Annotated in this window: 12 protein-coding genes and 1 tRNA gene; 5 read left to right on the forward strand and 8 right to left on the reverse strand. The window is 71.3% G+C overall.

Annotation, left to right across the window (positions count from 1 at the left end; genetic code table 11):
* Positions 1 to 77: 77 nt before the first annotated feature.
* The 3 genes from LQ938_RS13385 to serS all read right to left on the reverse strand — a co-directional run bounded on the left by LQ938_RS13385 (position 78) and on the right by serS (position 2,392).
* Positions 78 to 162: transfer RNA gene (locus LQ938_RS13385), tRNA-Ser, on the reverse strand.
* A 59-nt stretch (positions 163 to 221) separates the two neighbouring features.
* Positions 222 to 1,130 carry an HAD family hydrolase gene (locus tag LQ938_RS13390; RefSeq protein ID WP_223722571.1) on the reverse strand — a complete coding sequence of 303 codons (909 nt, stop codon included), beginning with the start codon at positions 1,128 to 1,130 and terminating at the stop codon, positions 222 to 224.
* Entirely contained in the window at positions 1,127 to 2,392 is a 1,266-nt protein-coding gene (serS, locus tag LQ938_RS13395) for a serine--tRNA ligase (protein WP_223722570.1), read from the reverse strand. Before serS ends, LQ938_RS13390 begins: the two co-directional genes overlap by 4 nt.
* 591 nt (positions 2,393 to 2,983) lie before the next feature.
* On the opposite strand from serS, the gene LQ938_RS13400 reads away from it, so the two are divergent.
* On the forward strand, positions 2,984 to 3,982 hold the full coding sequence (locus tag LQ938_RS13400; protein WP_223722569.1) for a diacylglycerol/lipid kinase family protein: 999 nt from the start codon (positions 2,984 to 2,986) through the stop codon (positions 3,980 to 3,982).
* A 156-nt stretch (positions 3,983 to 4,138) separates the two neighbouring features.
* Complete coding sequence (locus LQ938_RS13405) at positions 4,139 to 5,491, forward strand: cryptochrome/photolyase family protein (protein WP_223722568.1); 1,353 nt, start codon at positions 4,139 to 4,141, stop codon at positions 5,489 to 5,491.
* Between the two features lie 34 nt (positions 5,492 to 5,525).
* On the opposite strand, the gene LQ938_RS13410 is transcribed toward LQ938_RS13405, so the two are convergent.
* A complete protein-coding gene (locus tag LQ938_RS13410) occupies positions 5,526 to 6,881 on the reverse strand; it encodes a hypothetical protein (RefSeq protein WP_223722567.1) in 1,356 nt (451 codons plus the stop codon).
* Positions 6,874 to 7,293 carry a hypothetical protein gene (locus LQ938_RS13415; RefSeq protein WP_223722566.1) on the reverse strand — a complete coding sequence of 140 codons (420 nt, stop codon included), beginning with the start codon at positions 7,291 to 7,293 and terminating at the stop codon, positions 6,874 to 6,876. The genes LQ938_RS13410 and LQ938_RS13415 overlap by 8 nt, the downstream gene beginning before the upstream one ends.
* 582 nt (positions 7,294 to 7,875) lie before the next feature.
* On the opposite strand from LQ938_RS13415, the gene LQ938_RS13420 reads away from it, so the two are divergent.
* Complete coding sequence (locus tag LQ938_RS13420) at positions 7,876 to 8,922, forward strand: LLM class flavin-dependent oxidoreductase (protein WP_374197478.1); 1,047 nt, start codon at positions 7,876 to 7,878, stop codon at positions 8,920 to 8,922.
* Between the two features lie 349 nt (positions 8,923 to 9,271).
* On the opposite strand, the gene pheA is transcribed toward LQ938_RS13420, so the two are convergent.
* Positions 9,272 to 10,225, reverse strand: coding sequence for a prephenate dehydratase (gene pheA / locus LQ938_RS13425; protein WP_223722564.1), 954 nt, complete (start codon positions 10,223 to 10,225; stop codon positions 9,272 to 9,274).
* A 269-nt stretch (positions 10,226 to 10,494) separates the two neighbouring features.
* On the opposite strand from pheA, the gene LQ938_RS13430 reads away from it, so the two are divergent.
* Positions 10,495 to 12,792 (forward strand): glycosyltransferase family 2 protein, encoded by a 2,298-nt coding sequence (locus LQ938_RS13430; protein ID WP_223722563.1) that lies wholly within the window; start codon positions 10,495 to 10,497, stop codon positions 12,790 to 12,792.
* Positions 12,789 to 14,336 carry a chitinase gene (locus tag LQ938_RS13435; RefSeq protein WP_223722562.1) on the forward strand — a complete coding sequence of 516 codons (1,548 nt, stop codon included), beginning with the start codon at positions 12,789 to 12,791 and terminating at the stop codon, positions 14,334 to 14,336. Before LQ938_RS13430 ends, LQ938_RS13435 begins: the two co-directional genes overlap by 4 nt.
* Here the strand turns inward: LQ938_RS13435 and LQ938_RS13440 are convergent.
* Together LQ938_RS13440 and LQ938_RS13445 are read right to left on the reverse strand one after the other, a co-directional pair.
* A complete protein-coding gene (locus tag LQ938_RS13440; protein ID WP_223722561.1) occupies positions 14,303 to 16,468 on the reverse strand; it encodes a sensor histidine kinase in 2,166 nt (721 codons plus the stop codon). The two genes, LQ938_RS13435 and LQ938_RS13440, sit on opposite strands and share 34 nt — an antisense overlap.
* On the reverse strand, positions 16,461 to 17,108 hold the full coding sequence (locus LQ938_RS13445; protein ID WP_223722560.1) for a LuxR C-terminal-related transcriptional regulator: 648 nt from the start codon (positions 17,106 to 17,108) through the stop codon (positions 16,461 to 16,463). Before LQ938_RS13445 ends, LQ938_RS13440 begins: the two co-directional genes overlap by 8 nt.
* Positions 17,109 to 17,160: the final 52 nt, after the last annotated feature.

A 17,160-nucleotide genomic window follows, 5' to 3' on the forward strand; every position in this document is an offset into this window, starting at 1 on the left:
GGGCCCACCCAAGGCTTCGAACCCGCTCTACCGAATGGTGAGAGGGAGGCCCCCTGCGGGGACCTCCCTCTCACCAGCGGAGGGTGTGGGATTCGAACCCACGGGACATCTCTGCCCACTGGTTTTCAAGACCAGGTCCATCGGCCGCTCGGACAACCCTCCCGACGACACCGTCACCGGCGCGCGTCGAAACCCGAGTCTAATGCGCGGGCCGACCCGGCTCAGAGTTCGCGCAGAACCGCCGCGACGCCGCCCTCGGACACGGATGCGGTGACCTCGCCCGCCGCATCCCGAACCTCCTGCGGCCCCTGGCCCATGGCGACCGCGCGGCCACCGTTCTCGCGCGCCCACGCGAACATGCCGACATCGTTGCGCCCGTCGCCCATCACGAGCACCCGCGCGGCGTCGATGCCGGTCCACTCGCTGACGTGCGCCAGCGCCGTGCCCTTGTCGACGCCCTTGGGCGCGATATCGAGCCAGGCCGTCCAACCCACGGCATACGAGACCTGGTTCAGCCCCACTCGCTCGACGAGTTCGACGAAATCACGCTCGGTCTGCTCGGGCGACACCACCACGACGCGGGTGACCGGCACCCGTGACAGCTCCTCGAACTCGACCTGCTCGGCCCGATCGAGATTCCAGTCGTCCATGTAATCGGTGTACTGGCGTCGACCGTCGGGCAACTCCACGAGGTAGTGCGCGTCCGGCAGGTGCTCGCGCAGCAGCGTCAGCACCTCGCGCGCATCGAACGTCTCGGTGTGGAACCGCTCGTAGGCGGCGGCGCCCGCATCCGGATCCCCCGTGCGCTTCATGATCACCGCACCGTTCGAGCACACCGCGTAGTCGGGCGCGATCTCGAGCACATCGTGCAGGCGATGCGTCGCCTCCCAGCTGCGACCGGTCGCGAGCATCACATCGTGACCCGCGCGACGGGCGTCGGCGATGGCCTCGACGATTCCGGGGCTCGTGGACTCGTCCTCGAGCAGCACCGTCCCGTCGATGTCGAGCACGATCAGCATCGTCTCGGCGCCGGATGCGGCATCCTTCGCCAGCCCCTCGACGAGCTCCGCCGCTTCGCTCACCGGCTCCACGTCGACCTCGCCGCGGGCGGGAAGGCTCGCGTCGTTCACGCGATCGGCTCCATGACCTCGAGACCACCCAGGTACGGGCGGAGCACCTCGGGCACCGTGACCGAGCCGTCGGCCCGCTGGTGCGTCTCGAGGATCGCCACGATCCAGCGCGTCGTGCCGAGCGTGCCGTTCAACGTCGCGACCGGAGCGGTCTTGCCGCCGTCGGGGCGATGCCGCACATCCAGGCGACGCGCCTGATAGGTCGTGCAGTTGCTCGTGCTGGTGAGCTCGCGGTACGCATCCTGCGTCGGAACCCACGCCTCGACGTCGTACTTGCGGGCGGCGGAGGATCCGAGGTCGCCGGCCGCGACGTCGATGACGCGGTATGCCAGACCGAGGTCCTGCAGCATCCGCTCCTGCATGTCGACCAGGCGCAGGTGCTCCGCCTCGGCGTCGCTCGGGTCGGCGTAGACGAACATCTCGAGCTTGTTGAACTGGTGAACCCGGATGATGCCGCGCGTGTCTTTTCCGTACGAACCGGCCTCGCTGCGGTAGCACGTGGACCACCCCGCGTAGCGCTTCGCGCCGCGGGTCAAGTCGAGGATCTCGCCCATGTGATAGCCCGCGAGCGGCACCTCGCTCGTGCCGACGAGGTAGAGGTCCTGCTCCTCGAGGTGGTAGACCTCGGCGGCGTGTTTGCCGAGGAACCCGGTGCCGCGCATGACCTCGGGACGCACGAGCGTCGGGGGGATCATCGGGGTGAAGCCGGCCTGCAGCGCGCGGTCGAGCGCGAGGCTCATGAGCGCGAGCTCGAGGCGGGCGCCGATGCCGGTGAGGAAGTAGAAGCGGCTGCCCGAGACCTTCGTGCCGCGTTCCATGTCGATCGCTCCGAGCAGTTCGCCGAGCTCGAGGTGGTCGCGGGGCGTGAAGTCGAAGGAGGGGATCTCACCGTGCGTCCGCAGCGTCACGAAGTCGTCTTCGCCGCCGGCCGGAACACCGTCGATCACGATGTTCTCGATCGCACCGAGCGCCTCGGCGGCCGCCTCTTCGGCAGCAGTCGCGGCGACCTGCGCCGCCTTGACCCGCTCGCTCAGCTCCTTGGCCTCGGCCACGAGCGCGGCCTTCTCGTCTTTGGGGGCCTGCGCGACCTTCTTGCCGTGGGCGTTCTGGGCCGCGCGCAGCTCCTCGAAAGCGGTGATGGCGGCGCGCCGGTCGCGGTCCGCGACGAGCGCGGCATCGACCGTAGCGGCCGACTCTCCCCGCGCTTCCTGCGAGGCTTTGACCAGCTCGGGCGCGTCGCGAAGCAGTGCAAGATCGATCACCCCGCAAGTCTAGACGCGCCCGGGGTGCAGACTCGCGGGGTGCGGGGGTGCGGGGTGCGGGCTGAGGGGGTGCGGGGGTGCGGGGGTGCGGGGGTGCCAGGCGGGTGCGGCGTGCAACTCCTCCAAAACAGGCTGTTCCCGTATCCCCGGCGTCCGAAGGGGCCCCGTTTGGAGGAGTTGTGCCACACGGTGACCCGAACGACCGTCGAACAGGGGCGAGGGTAGCTCTCCGAACGCGGAGCCGCGGGGTGGGGGCTCGCGGAGGGCGGAGCGAGGGGTGCGCGGAGCGGGGGGGCGCGCGGAGCGAGGAAGGTGCGCGGTGCGAGGCGGATACGCCGTGCAACTCCTCCAATACGAGCGATACGCGCGCCCAAGGCGCCCGGGGCGCGCATTCTGGAGGAGTTGCACGCCGCTGCGGCCGAACACCTCACCGCACGCCGCTGCGGCCAAACCTCCTGCCGCACGCCGCTGCGGCCGCGCCGCATGCCGCTCGCCGCGGCGCGCGCGCCGCACGCCGCTCGGCGCGGCCCAGACCAGCACCCCACGCCGCTCGGCGCGGCGGCGCGGCCGTACCGGGTTATCGTGTGACCCATGACAGCGGACGCGGCGACACGGCGCCGCGCCGCACTCATCTACAACCCGATCAAGGTCGACGCCGAGGCGCTGCGCGAGCAGGTCACACACTTCTCCCGACGCGCCGGGTGGACCGACCCGCTGTTCTTCCCGACCTCGATCGACGACATCGGGCAAGGACAAGCTCACGCGGCCGTGGCCGCGGGCGTGGACGCTGTGCTCGTCGCGGGCGGTGACGGCACGGTGCGCGCGGTCGCGGAGGGCCTCGCCGGCACCGGCGTCGCCCTCACCATCGTGCCCAGCGGAACGGGCAATCTGCTCGCCCGCAACCTGCGGTTGCCGCTCGATGACGCGGAACGCATCATCCGCAGCACGTTCACCGGCGAGCGGATGCAGGTCGACGTCGGCTTCGCGCTCCTTCGCCGCGTCGATGGCACCGCCGACGAGCACGCGTTCGTCGTGATGGGCGGCATCGGACTCGATGCGGCGATGATCGCCAACACGAACCCGAAGCTCAAGAAGAGCATGGGCTGGGTGGCCTACGTCGACGGCGCCGCCCGCTCGCTCGCGTCGGCCCATCCCTTCCGCGTCGTCTACCAGGTCGGCGATAACCGCATGCATTCGGCCCGGGTGCAGAGCGTTCTCTTCGCGAACTGCGGCTCGCTCCCCGCCGGGCTCGAGCTCATCCCGGAGGCATCCGTCACCGATGGGTCGATGGACGTCGCGGTGTTCCAGCCGAAGGGCTGGTGGGGCTGGCTCTTCGTGTGGCGACGGGTCGCCTGGGATAACAGCGTGCTCCGACGGTTCCGCGCCGGGCGCCGCGTGCTGTCGCTCCGCACGCGCGACAACTCGGTGCGGTACTCGCGCGGGGTGTCGCTGGACGTGGCGGCGGCGGGTCCGCATCCGGTGCAGCTGGATGGCGACGAGTTCGGCGAGGCGGTGCACATCATCGCGCGCATCGAAGCGGGGGCGCTGACGGTCGCCGTGCCGCCCGGGCACGACCTCCGCGGGCTCTGACCCGCCCCAGGTCTCCCGACCGCGAGACGGCAGTGGGGCGGCGAGACGTTGGCCCGCGACCGACGTCTCGTTGCGAAACTGCAGTCTCGCGGTCGGAGCAGCGGCGGGGTGTCAAGCCCGCGGCGGCGGCGCAACGGGCCCGGCATGATGAGTGGAATGACCGGCCCTTCGATCGTGTGGTTCCGCGACGACCTGCGCCTCGCCGACAACCCCGCCCTGCGCGCGGCCGTCGACCGCGATGAGCCCGTGATCGCTCTGTTCGTGCTCGACGAGGAATCCCCCGGCATCCGTCCGCTCGGTGGCGCCGCGCACTGGTGGCTTCATCACTCGCTCGCGTCTCTCGGCGAGCGCCTTCGCGAACGCGGCGGCAATCTCATCCTCCGCCGCGGCCCGGCCGCCGAGGTCGTTCCTACGGTGGTGTCGGATGCGGGCGCCACCGCCGTCTACTGGAACCGCCGCTACGGCGGCCCGGAGCGCGAGATCGACGCGGCACTGAAGTCGGGCCTGCGCGCCGACGGGCTCGAGGTCCAGTCGTTCGCGGCGAACCTCCTGTTCGAGCCGTGGACGGTGCAGACCGGCGCCGGCACGCCGTTCGCCGTCTACACCCCGTTCTGGCGCGCCTGCCTGCAATCACCCACCCCGCGCGCGCCGCTTCCGGAGCCGCAGAAGATCCGCGGGGCGACGCCGCATCCGCCGTCCGACGACCTCGCCGACTGGAACCTGCTGCCGACCTCCCCCGACTGGGCCGGCGGCTTCCGCGAGGCATGGGAACCCGGCGAGCCCGCCGCCCGCGCCCGCCTGCGGGAATTCCTCGCGGACGACATCGCCGACTACGACCGCGCCCGGGACGAGCCCGCCGCGGGGGTCACCTCGGCGCTGTCGCCGCGCCTGCGCTGGGGCGAGATCAGTCCGTTCACGGTGTGGCACGAGACTCTCGCGGCGAACGCGGATGCGGGGCGCTTCCTCTCCGAGATCGGCTGGCGCGAGTTCGCGTGGCACACGCTCTTCTTCCACCCCGACCTCGCGACGGTGAACCTGCGGCGGCGCTTCGATGCGTTCCCCTGGCCGGACCTCGACGAGGAGCACCTCCGCGCCTGGCAGCAGGGGCGCACCGGGATTCCGCTCGTCGACGCCGGCATGAAGGAGCTGTGGCAGAGCGGCGCGATGCACAACCGCATCCGGATGGTGACGGCGTCGTTCCTCATCAAGAACCTGCTGATCGACTGGCGCCTCGGCGAACAGTGGTTCTGGGACACCCTCGTCGACGCCGACGGCGCGAGCAATGCGTTCAACTGGCAGTGGGTCGCGGGTTCCGGGGCGGATGCGTCGCCCTACTTCCGCATCTTCAACCCCGAGACGCAGGCCGCGAAGTTCGACACGAACGGCGAGTACATCGCGCGCTGGGCCCCCGAGCACCGCAGCGGCGACGCGCCGGACCCGATCGTCGACCTCAAGGCGACACGAGCCCGCGCACTCGACGCCTACGACGTCGTCAAGAACGCGAACTGATCCGCCGCACGGCGGAGTCGGCGGTCGGCGTCGCTCAGTTCCAGGGGTCGGTCGGGTTGCCCGCGTCGAGATCGGCGAGCACCTTCTCGATCTCCTGAGTGATCCGTTCCTCGTGCGCCTGCAGATCCTGCAGCACGAGATCCAGGTTCGTGGCCGCCTTCGTGACGTCCCAGGACAGGTTGGTGAGAAGTTCACGGAGCAGGAACGACAGCTCCGCCCACTCCACCCCCGGCCCCGTGGCGCCGATCCCCAGCGACGGGTCACGACGCGCGCCACCGATCGACGTGCCCGCTACCGTTCCGGCGACACTCGTCAGCTCGGTGGCGATCGCCGGGAGGTAGGTCTTCGTGATCTCGGTGATGAGGCCTGGCTGGTAGGCGATGACGTCGGTGGTGTCGGCCTGGTCGTTGCGGATCGGCGGGGCCGACAGGTCGTACGACGTCTGATCCGCACGGACGTTCGCGAGGTTCGTCGAGAGGTTGTCCCGCAGCCGGGTCTCCTCGGTCGAGATGTCGGAGTTGATGCGTTCCAGCGCGGATTCGAACGCGCTCAGCACGGCCTCCGCATCGGCGCCCGATACCTTCGGGTCATCGCCGGGTTTGCCCGTCGATTCACCGAGGATCTCGATCCCGAGCGACGCGACTTCGAGCACGGCACCCGCGCCGGGTACGAAGATCTTGGCGCCCTTCGCCGCCCAGCCGGCGACTTGCAGCACCACCTCGGGACTCCCCGATGACCCTGACGCGGCGAGCGCGGAGGAGGCTGCGACTCCGGCGGCGACCGCATCCGCCACCGCCTGGCGCGCCGCGCCCCAGAGCCCTTCCTCCGCCGCCAGCGCCGAGCCGACCACGAGGGAGATTCCGTGGTGTCCTCCGATCACCGGCCCCAGCTGCGCGAGGAACTGCGACTTGAACGCCGCGATCGCGTGACCGGCCATCGCGTCGCTGTTCTCCAGGATGAGCGAAATGTTCCCCGGGATGATGCCCGCGCCCACCTGACCGCCACTCGACGCCGCCGCCGCACCCGACAGCTTGCGGGTCACCTGGCGGCACTCCTCGACCTCCGGCGTGATGTCGGCGGGGTCGGGAAGAGTCAGCCACGGCGCGATCGCGGAGTCGATCCGGGAGCGGATGCTGTCGAACGCGCCGCCGTACTCCTCGTCGTTCGAACCTCCGGTGAAGATATTCGCGATGAAGTTGTTGCTCGACCAGTCGCCGCCGCCCTCGCCGTCCGCGCCGGGGCGGGTCACCTTTGTATTGGTGCTGCTCGAGCTGATCTCGTAGTGGTCGCCCTCGATCGACCATGCGTACGGCAGGGTGCGCATGTACGCGTCGATCGCGGCGCGCTTGAAGTCCTTGATCAGGTCCGGAATCTCGCTGTACTCAGCCACGGGTGGCCTCCTCGGTGTGGACGACGGCGCCGGTGTCGGTGCGGCGGACGAGGGTCAGTGCGAGAGCAAGTCCGGTTCCGAACACCGCGGTCAGAGTCATCCACAGAGAGCGGGTGTCGCGGGCGTCCTTGCACAGCGCGCGGACATTCGCGAAGACTTCGCCCGCATCCTCTGCGGTCGGCGATTGAGAGATGTCGTCGATGTACAGGTTCTGCAGCAGCCACTCCTGGCTCCGCTCCTGCTGCTGATCGGTCAGCGAGTCGGTCAGATCTGCCGCATCGATGGGCGCGAGAACCGCACGGCACTCCATCGCCCCTACCCCCGCCGAGAGGCCGACGGATGTGGGCGCGAACCCCATCCACGCGACCCCCGCGATCGTCACCGCGGCCACTGCGATACCGGACTTCCGCATCGTTCCCCCATTCATCTCTTCACAGCAGCCTATGGACACACGGGATTCTGGCCTCGTGCGCTTTCATCTGCGGCGGCGCTGGTGTAGCGGGGCGGGGGCCGTGGGCGGTGCTGGGCCGGGGCTCTGTGGGTGGAGGGGGCAGGGGCGGGGCTCTGTGTGTGGCGGGGGCGGTGGCGATACTCCCGAGGGCGGGATGGCCGCGCATCGTGGGTGCGGCCGCGAGTCGTCGGACCGGATCGACACCGAGCGCCCCACGTGCCGCATCCGTCATCATCCGCCCCACCGATCCGACGACTGCGGAGCTGATCGACGTCCGGTCCGGCGGACGGCGGTCGCGGAAAGCAGGCGCGGCCGGTTCACCCGGGGCGGGGCTGCCGGTGATCCGGGGCGGCCGGTGGTCCTGCGAGGGGCACGATCACCGCCCGGGTGGCCCGCACCAGGCGGCACGGTCGCGAGTCGTCGGACCGGATCGACACCGAGCGCCCCACGTGCCGCATCCGTCATCATCCGCCCCACCGATCCGACGACTGCGGAGCGCCGGGGGGGAATGAGCGCGCCCGCGGGCGGGTTGGCATGAGGGATATGAGCATTTCCCTGTCTGTCCTCGACCTCGTTCCCGTGCGCACCGGCCAGACCAGTGCCGAAGCGGTCGCCTCGTCGCTCGCCCTCGCCGAGCGCGCCGACGAACTCGGCCTCACGCGCTACTGGTTCGCCGAACACCACAACATGCCCGCCGTGGCCTCGACGACTCCGCCGGTTATGATCGCCGCCGCGGCCGCACGCACGCGCCGCATCCGGGTCGGGTCGGGCGGCGTGATGCTGCCGAACCACTCGCCGCTCATCGTCGCGGAGCAGTTCGCCGCGCTCGAGGCGCTTGCCCCCGGGCGCATCGACCTCGGTATCGGCCGCGCCCCGGGCAGCGACCCGGTCATCACCCAGTTGCTGCACCGCAGCGGAACGACGAGCGACGTGGACCGGTTCCCCGATCACGTCCGCGACATCCTCGCGCTCACGAGCGCCGAGGGTGCCACCATGTCCTTCACGTCGGGCGGCACGTACACCGTGCGCGCGACGCCCACCGCGACCGGCACCCCCGAGGTGTGGTTGCTCGGCTCGAGCGACTACTCCGCGCAGTTGGCGGCCGCATCCGGGCTCCCCTACGTCTTCGCGAACCACTTCTCCGGTGAAGGACTCGAACGGGCGCTCGCCCTCTACCGAGGGAAGTACCGGCCGAGCGAGGCGCACCCCGAACCCCGCACGTTCGTGACGGCGAACGCCGTCGTCTCACCCACGGCCGAGGAGGCCTGGGATCGCGCGCTGCCGCAGGTGCGCATGATGGCGCGCCTGCGCACCGGGCGTCCGCTCGTCGCGCTCGAGACGGTCGAGGAGGCGCGGGATGCGGAAGCATCCGACAACCTCGCCGCACCGTTCGCCGACTGGGCACGCTCGTCGTGGTTCCTCGGGACGCCGACGGATGCCGCCACCGCCCTCCGCGACTTCAGCGCACGCCATGGCGTCGACGAGGTCATGATCTCACCGGTCGCCGGGGCCTACGCGGACGAGCCGATGACCTCGGCCACGGGGCGCGCGCAGACACTCGAGCTGCTGTCGGGCGCAATCGCCGCGTAGCGTCCGCGTTCCGCATCCGTCCGCGCTGCTTCCTCCTGCCGCTCACGTGTCGCAATCCGTCGCCGCGCCCCACGGAATGCGACACGTGAGCAAAACGGGCTCGCGCTCACATGACGCAATCGGTCGCCGCACCCAGCGGAATGCGACACGTGAGCAAAGCAGCCTCGCGCTCACGTGGCGCAATCGGTCGCCGCAGCCAGCGAACTGCGACACGTGAGCGATGTCGACTCGCGCTCACGTGGCGCAATCGGCGCGCGCGCCCAGCGGATTGCGACACGTGAGCGAAAGTGGGCTCACGTGAGCAAAGTGGGCTCACGTGAGCGAAATGGGCTCGCGCACGCCCGGGGGATCAGGCCTCGGGCTCGCCGCTCAGCAGCCCGCGCAGCCAGTCGCGCGCTTCGACGAAGATGTCGTCGGAGTAGCGATCGGGATAGCGGATGATGGCGCGATCGGCCCGCGGATACGAGCCGAGGAAGATGACCTTCGGGCTCGTGCGGCGAAGACCGAGCAGCGCGTCGGCCATCCGCTCGTCGAGCACGTGACCGTCCGCGTCGATGACGAATCGGTAGCGCCCGAGGGCGTCGCCGATCGGGCGCGAGGCCAGCAGACTCAGGTTGATGCCGCGGGTCGCGAACTGTTCGAGCATGTCGAGCAGCGCGCCCGGGCGGTCATCGGACAGCTCCACGATGAGCGAGGTCTTGTCGGCGCCGGTCTGGGCCGGCGGGGCGACCGTGCGGCTCACGAGCACGAAGCGGGTGACCGCATCCTTCTTGTCGCCGATGCCGTCGGCGAGCAGGTGGAGATCGTGGTGCTCGAGGATTCCGGGCGGGGAGATCGCCGCATCCGCAGCGCTCGTGCCGTCGATCAGTCCGATCGCGCTCGCAACGTTGCTCGCGGCAGGAATGTGGGCGTGAGCCGGCAGTTCGCGGCTCAGCCACTGCAGGCACTGCGCGTACGCGACCGGGTGCGCGGCGATCAGCGACACATCGGCCAGCGTCGTTCCGGGGCGACCGACGAGCACGAAGTTCACCGGCACGAGATACTCGCCGACGATCCGCAGACCCGGCATGGTCGCGAGCGCGTCCTGCGCGGTCGAGACACCGCCGTCGACCGAGTTCTCGATCGCGATCATGGCGGCATCCGAACGCCCCTCGACGACATCGGCGAGCGCTTCGGCGACGTTCCGCACCGGGCGCCACACCTGTCCGCGCGCTTCGGGCACCTGCGCGAGGGCCGCTTCCGTGAACGTCCCGGCGGGGCCCAGATAGCTGTAGGTGCGGGGCGGGACGGATGCGGTAGTCACAGCGACCCAGCCTAGGCGGTCGCGCGCCGTCGCCGCCTTGGAAGGTTCGATGCATCCGCGCGGCTGCCGTCACGACACCCGCAGACCCCCGCCCCCGCCCGCGTCCGCAAACCCCCGCTGGCCGAAAACCACCAGTCTCGGTGGCCGGGCGGGCGACGCCGCGTGCGCCGGAGCCGAGAGGATGACGATCGAATGCCCCCGGCTGCGTGCCGGCCGCGCGCACAGACGACCCGAAGCCCGTCTGCGCGCCGGGCAGGGGAGGAAACGCCATGACCCTCAACGCGCCCGCACGCACCCGGCACCGCCGCCGCGACGATCGCCGGCGGCCGCGTGCCGCATCCGCGCCGCCCCGGCGCCCCGGGCGGCGTGCCCGCCGCATCGCGAGAGACGCCGCGCAGCCGTCGGTGTTCCACGCCGCCCCGAGCGCCGGCCGCATCGCGCGGGCTCGACTCGCGGTGTGCCTGTGCATCGTGCTGTGGATGCTGTACATCGTCACGGTCATCGTCACGCTCGCCCGGGGCGGCGCGCTCTCGGATGCCGCGCAGCTGCTCTCGACCAGCGCGTTCCTGCTGTCCGTGACGCTGCTCACGTTCTCGGCCTGCATGTATCTGCTCGCCCGGGCGGCCGCGCTCCCGCGGTTCGCGGCGCATCGCCGGGTGCGCCGGGTCGACCTGGACGCGCACTTCGCGCACCACTCCCCCACGCTGACCGCGCTGCTGCCGTCGCGGGCGGAGGATCCGGACCTCGTTCGGATGGCGCTGTGGTCGGTCGCGCTGCAGGAGTTCGGCGCGCTGCGGATCGTGCTGCTGCTCGATGACGATCCGCATCCGAGCGATGCCGACGAGCGCGCGGTCCTCGACCGCAGCCGCGCCCTGACCGCCGAACTGGTGCAGGACTTCGCGCCGCCCCGCGCCCGCGCCGAGTACGCCCTCGAGCGGCTTCGCGGCGAGGTCCTGGACGCCCGCACGACCGAGATCGTGATGCGCGAGCACGCGGCCGCCGCGGCCTGGCTACGTGGGCGAGCGGATGCGGAACCCCCGCGCACGCACGTCGAGACGTTCTTCGTCGACCGGGTCCTGCGCGGTCTCGCGGCCGACCTGGACGCGACGGCGACGGCTCTGCACGAGGCCGCCGAGGCGGGCGAGCCGCCGCTTCCCCGGGCGCGCGCGGAGCAGCTCCTGCTGCGTATCGTGCGGATCTTCTCGGTCGAGGCGACGGTCTTCGAACGGAAACGCTTCGCCTCGCTCTCGCACGAGCCCAACAAGGCCATGAACCTGAACAGCTACCTCCAGCTGCTCGGCGGTCGCTACCGTGTCGTCTCCGACGGGATCACCGAAACGCTCGTCCCCGCCGGCGACGCCGCGCACGAGACGGGCGAGATCATCGACGTGCCCGAGAGCGACTACATCCTGACCCTCGACGCCGATTCGATGCTGCTTCCGGAGTACTGCCTCCGACTGGTGCTCGAACTCGAGCGGGCCGGCAACGAGCGGGTGGCGGTCATGCAGACCCCGTACTCCGCGTACCGCGGCGCCCCGTCGCGGATCGAACGCCTCGCGGGCGCGACGACCGACCTGCAGCACATCGTGCACCAGGGGCTCTCGGCGTTCGGGGCGACGTTCTGGGTGGGCGCGAACGCGATCCTCCGCCGCGAAGCGCTCACCGATCTGCGCCGCGAGAGCGTGGAGCGCGGGATGCGGGTCGTCCGGTTCATCTCCGACCGCACCGCGATAGAAGACACCGACTCCAGCCTCGATCTCGCGATCCACGGCTGGTCGCTGCGCAACTACCCCGAGCGGCTCAGCTACAGCGCCACCCCTCCGGATTTCGGTGCCCTCGTGATCCAGCGCCGGCGTTGGGCGGATGGCGGACTGCTCGTGCTGCCGCGACTGCACGACCTGATCCAGCGTCGTCGCCGCGCGGGCACCCCGCTGTCGGTCCCCGAGCGCCTGCTGCGTGCCAACTACCTCGGTTCGATCGCCTGGGTCACGCTCGGGCTGATCGCGATCCTCACGCTGTATCCGCTGGACGGGCAGCTGGTCACGGTGCTGCTGCTGCTGATCGTGCTGCCCTACTTCGTCGAGATGGCCTCCGATCTGCATCACCTCGGGTACCGACGCCGTGACGTCGTCGGCGTCTACGGCCTCAATCTCCTGCTGCTGACCGTGAATCTCGCGGGCACGATCGGGTCGATCGGGCAGGCCCTGACCGGCCGCAAAGCCCGGTTCGTCCGCACCCCCAAGGTGCACACCCGCACGTCGGCGCCGGCCCTGATGCTCGTGGCGCCACTGCTCCTCACCGCCGGCGCCACCGTCATCGCGGTGCGCGGCGCACTCGACGGAGCCTGGGGAACGACCGTGTTCGCGGGCATCACCGCGCTCTCGCTCGCTCTGGCGCTCGTGCGACTCGTCGGCATCCGGAACACGCTGTCCGACATCTGGTGGGGATGGCTGAACTGGATCTGGGTCGCCGCCGACGCGGCCCCGGCGCCGGCCCACGCGGGCGCGGCCCGATGGGCGAGCATCATCGACGACGGCCCCCTCGAGGCGATGGAGGTGGCCCGATGAGCCGCATCCGCCCCGCCACCGTCTCGCGGTTCGCCGGCAGGCGCCTCTCGCTGCCGCGTCTCGCGGCGAGCATCGTGGGCATGATCGTGGCGTCCGCATCCGTATTCGCGGCCGTCGTGATGCCCCAGCTGGCCCCGCCGATCTCCGGCGCGGCCGCCGCGCAGCAGTGGTTCGCCGGCTACTACGACGTGACGCTGGAGTCGGCCGAACAGCTCGCTCGGAGCGCGCTCGAGCAGACGACGGGCGGCGCGGTCCTCGCTTTCGTGGTGGCCGCAGGAGACGACGACTGCACGCCGACCTGGGGCAAGGCCTACACGCTCGACGACGCGGCGAGACTCTTCGAGCTCGACCGGCGGGTGGAGCGGATGCACCGCGAGGGCACACCGGTCGCGGTCTCGTTCGGCGGTGCGATCAACACCGAACTCGCCGCCGCCTGCGCGGATGCGGAATCGCTGGCGGGCGCGTACCGCACGGTGCTCGACCGGTATCGCCTCGACGTCATCGACCTCGACATCGAGGGCGACCTGCTCGCCGATACGGCCGCGACCGCCCGTCGCGCCGCCGCCGTCGCCGCACTCCAGGCGGAGCGTCGCGCCGATGACCGCCCGCTCGACGTCTGGCTCACCCTGCCGATCGCGCCGTACGGGTTGACGCCCGAGGGCATCGAGCAGGTCGACGCGTTACTCTCGGCCGGGGTCGAGGTCGCCGGGGTGAACGGCATGACCATGAATTACGGAACCGACGGAACGGTCGCGTCGATGTCGGCGCTCAGCATCGACGCGCTGACCGCGCTCGCCCCTCAGCTGGCGGATGCGTGGGATCGCCACGCGGTCGACCTCCCGCCCGGCGGCGTCTGGTCGCTGATCGGCGCGACGCCCATGATCGGCCGCAACGACGTCGCCGGCGAGGTGTTCACGCTCGACGACGCGCGCGCACTGAACGCCTTCGCGAAGGAGCACGGGGTGGCGCGCATGTCGATGTGGTCACTCAACCGCGATCAAACCTGTGGGTCGAACTACCCGCATCCGACCGTCGTGTCGACCGGATGCAGCGGCATCGAGCAGGGCGGCGAGCGCTTCGCCGCCCTGCTCGACGACGGCTACTCCGGGACGCCCGGCGGACGCGCCCTCGACGAGGGCGACGGCGACGTCATCGCCGACGACCCGAAAACGAGCCCGTACCCGGTCTGGTCGTCGCAGATGTTCTACTCGTCTGCCGTCAAGGTCGTCTGGAACGGTTCGGTCTACATGTCGAAGTGGTGGAACGAGGACGGCCCGACTCCTGATGACCCGACCCTCGACGTCGCCGGGTCCGCGTGGAGCTATCTCGGCCCCGTCCTCGACTCGGACACGCCCTTCACGTTGCCGCAGCTGCCGGCCGGCACCTATCCGGACTGGTCGGTGTCGACGCTGTACAACCAGGGCGACCGTGTGATGCTCGACGGCAGCGGCTACGAGGCCAGATGGTGGTCGCAGGGTCAGCGGCCCGACCGGTCCGTCCTCGACCGCGACTACTCGCCCTGGAAGCTCATCACTCCGCCGTGAGCGGATGCGGCCGGTGCGTCCGCGGGCCCGAACTCGGCGAATCGCTCATCGATGGCAACCGTCGCCCAGGTCTCGCGCGACCTCGGCAGCATCCGCCCCACGGCGCGAAATCTCGCCTCACCGACGCGCGCCGCCATCCAGACCGCGACCGCATCCACGATCGCGTCCGCCGCCCCGACATCGCTGTCGTCCAGAAGGACGACATCCACTCCGCGCGCGCGGGCCTGGGCGGCGGCCGCGGTCAGCGGCTCGCGCACCAGCAGTCCGGCCCGCAGACTGTCGCGCAGTTCGCCCTCCTGCGCGGCGAACCGGCGCCGGTCCGCGGCGGTCGGCGGCGGGCCGTCCGCAAGCCGCTGCAGCACCGGCACGACCGTGCGAGCGAGGTCCGCGACGCGGTCGGCGAGTTCGTCACGCGCGGCGCGCGACCAGCTCTCGGCCTCGATAGACGCGACGGCCTCGGCGTGCAGCGCGGCGATGTCGGCCTGCATCCGTCCGAGAACGCCGAGCAGCGCGGCCGCGAGGATCACAATCGCGATCGGTCGCACCGTCATCTGCAGCACCTGGCCCGAAGGAGCCTGCGCGACGAACCCCGCGACGACGATCGCGGTGACGACGACCGCCGCGCCGAGGAGCGCGATCCGCGGACGGCGGCGGAGGGCCACCGCGACGAGGACGAAGGCGGCGGCGGTCGCGAACCAGGTCGCGCCGTAGGTGAAGGGCACGAACGCGAGGCCGACGGCCACGGCTCCGACGACCGTCGCGACCACCACCGCGACCCGGCCGCGGGACGGAACGAGAGTCGGCGAACGCCGGAGGGTTTCGGCGGCCCACACCACGGCCGCGAGAATGACCGCCTGCACGATCACGCTCGAGGGGGCTGCCGCGACCGCCGCGACCGCCGAGAAGACCTGGACGATCACGAACATGACGGCGACCACGCCGAGTCCCGCACGGAGCGCGCGCTGGCCGTCGGCGCGGAGATCGCCGCCCACGGCCGGCCGCTGCACCGCCAGCCGCACGCGGGTGCCCCGGCCGGGGGTCGAGAAGATCTCGCCGCTGCCGCCGGGCACGCGCGCCATCCGCGCCACGATGCTCTGCCGGATGCCGAGACGGTCGTGCGGGATCGCCGACACGTCGAACCCGACGCCGTCGTCTCCGACCTCGACATGGATCTCGGAGTCGGAGACGACCAGCGCGACGGTGCGCGCCGCATCCGGACCGGCGTGCCGCACGCTGTTGCCCAACGCCTGCCGCACCGCCGCCACGATCGGCTCCTGCACCTCGGCCGGCATCTCGGATCCCGTGCGTCCCGCCTCGCGGAACGCGGCGCCGTGCTGCGCGGCTTCGGCCCAGAGAGCCGCCCGCAGCGTCGGCCGTTCGTCGGCATCCTCATCGACGAGCCGGGTCACGCCCGCGGCCGCACGTCGCGCCTGCTCGGCCACCCGATCGTGCGGAATGGGCAGGTCGGTCGCCGCGACGTTCAACGTCGCGAGGATCTCGTCGTGCACGAGCGCACTCGCCCGGGCACGGGCAGCGAGCCGCCCCCGCTCCGCCGACGCGCGGGCCGCCGCGGCGGCGGTCTCGGTCGCGGCCCGATCGAGACCGCGCGCGACCGACAGGATGCGGTCGCCGACGACGCAGATCACCGCCCCGGTCAGCAGGGCGTGCAGGTCGTTGACGACACCGTCCATGTCGAATCCGCCGAACAGCGGGCGGTAGACGATGCCGGCGGCCGCTCCCGCCGCGACCGTCACCCATGCCAGCGTGCGCCCCTGCGCGACGAGCGCCATCACGACCGCCGCACTGGACGCGGTCAGGATCCACGGGATCCGGCCGACGCCGTGCCCGGATGCGGCGACGGGAAAGGCGAGCAGCACCGACAGATACAGAAGCACGGCGACGAGCCCGCACACCCGCACGGCCCGGTCGGGCAGCCAGCGGACGACGACCGCGGGCAGAAGGGTGAGTACGGCCGCCGCACCCGCGAGCAGCGAGTACCAGAGCGGGAACGGGCGCTGCCCGCCGCCGGCGATGAAGGTGAGGTTGACCGCGACGATCGCCCCGATCAGGACGGCGGCGGCGATCACGAAGATTCGGCGCGCGGAACGCTCGCCGGGCCCGGCTTCAGCCACGGCGCGGAGCGGGCACGAACCCGTCTTCGATGCCGCGCTGGTAGAGCTCGACCTTCGTCGTGGCGGGCCGGCCGAGCTGGTGGTAGATCGAACGGATGCGGCGGAGGTGGTCGTTGACGGTGTTCTCGCTGATGAAGAGGCGCGCGGCGACCTCCCGGGCGCCCAGCCCGGAGGCGTACAGCCCGAGCACCTCGCGCTCGCGCACCGTCAGCGGGGCGCTTTCGAGGCGGGGATCGGTGTCGAGCGCCGACGCCCATTCGGCCGTCGGCACGTGCGTGCCCTCCGCGGCGGCGTGCAGCGCCGCGACGATGCTCTCGTGCGGGGCGGACTTGCGGAGGATGCCGAGCACGTCGGTGCGCGAGGCGGCACGGACCAGGTACGCGTCTTCGCCGGAGGTCAGCACGAGCACGCGCGCACCCCACGACCGGATGCGCGCGACGTTCGTCTCCGGATCGGTGCCGTCCCGGAGGCTGAGATCGAGCAGCACGACGTCCGCATCCCGCATCGGCTGCACCAGGTCGTGCACCGTGAGGGCGTGGCGGGCGAACACGAGCCCGTCCGCGCCGTCGACGAGGTGCCGCACGGCCAGGGCCAGCAGCTCGTGGTCATCCACGATCGCGATGCGCACCGCATCTGCCATCGCTCCCCCTCGGGTCAACGTTCACCCTGAGTATGGCCCACCGGCCGGCGCG

This window comes from Microbacterium sp. cx-55, from assembly GCF_021117345.1.
Classification (GTDB): domain Bacteria; phylum Actinomycetota; class Actinomycetes; order Actinomycetales; family Microbacteriaceae; genus Microbacterium.

Coding starts and splice junctions, on each gene's coding strand:
- LQ938_RS13400 (WP_223722569.1), top strand. CDS start 2,984: ATGACAGCGGACGCGGCGACACGGCGCCGCGCCGCACTCATCTACAAC.
- LQ938_RS13405 (WP_223722568.1), top strand. CDS start 4,139: ATGACCGGCCCTTCGATCGTGTGGTTCCGCGACGACCTGCGCCTCGCC.
- LQ938_RS13445 (WP_223722560.1), bottom strand. CDS start 17,108: ATGGCAGATGCGGTGCGCATCGCGATCGTGGATGACCACGAGCTGCTG.
- LQ938_RS13420 (WP_374197478.1), top strand. CDS start 7,876: ATGAGCATTTCCCTGTCTGTCCTCGACCTCGTTCCCGTGCGCACCGGC.
- LQ938_RS13435 (WP_223722562.1), top strand. CDS start 12,789: ATGAGCCGCATCCGCCCCGCCACCGTCTCGCGGTTCGCCGGCAGGCGC.
- LQ938_RS13430 (WP_223722563.1), top strand. CDS start 10,495: ATGACCCTCAACGCGCCCGCACGCACCCGGCACCGCCGCCGCGACGAT.
- LQ938_RS13415 (WP_223722566.1), bottom strand. CDS start 7,293: ATGCGGAAGTCCGGTATCGCAGTGGCCGCGGTGACGATCGCGGGGGTC.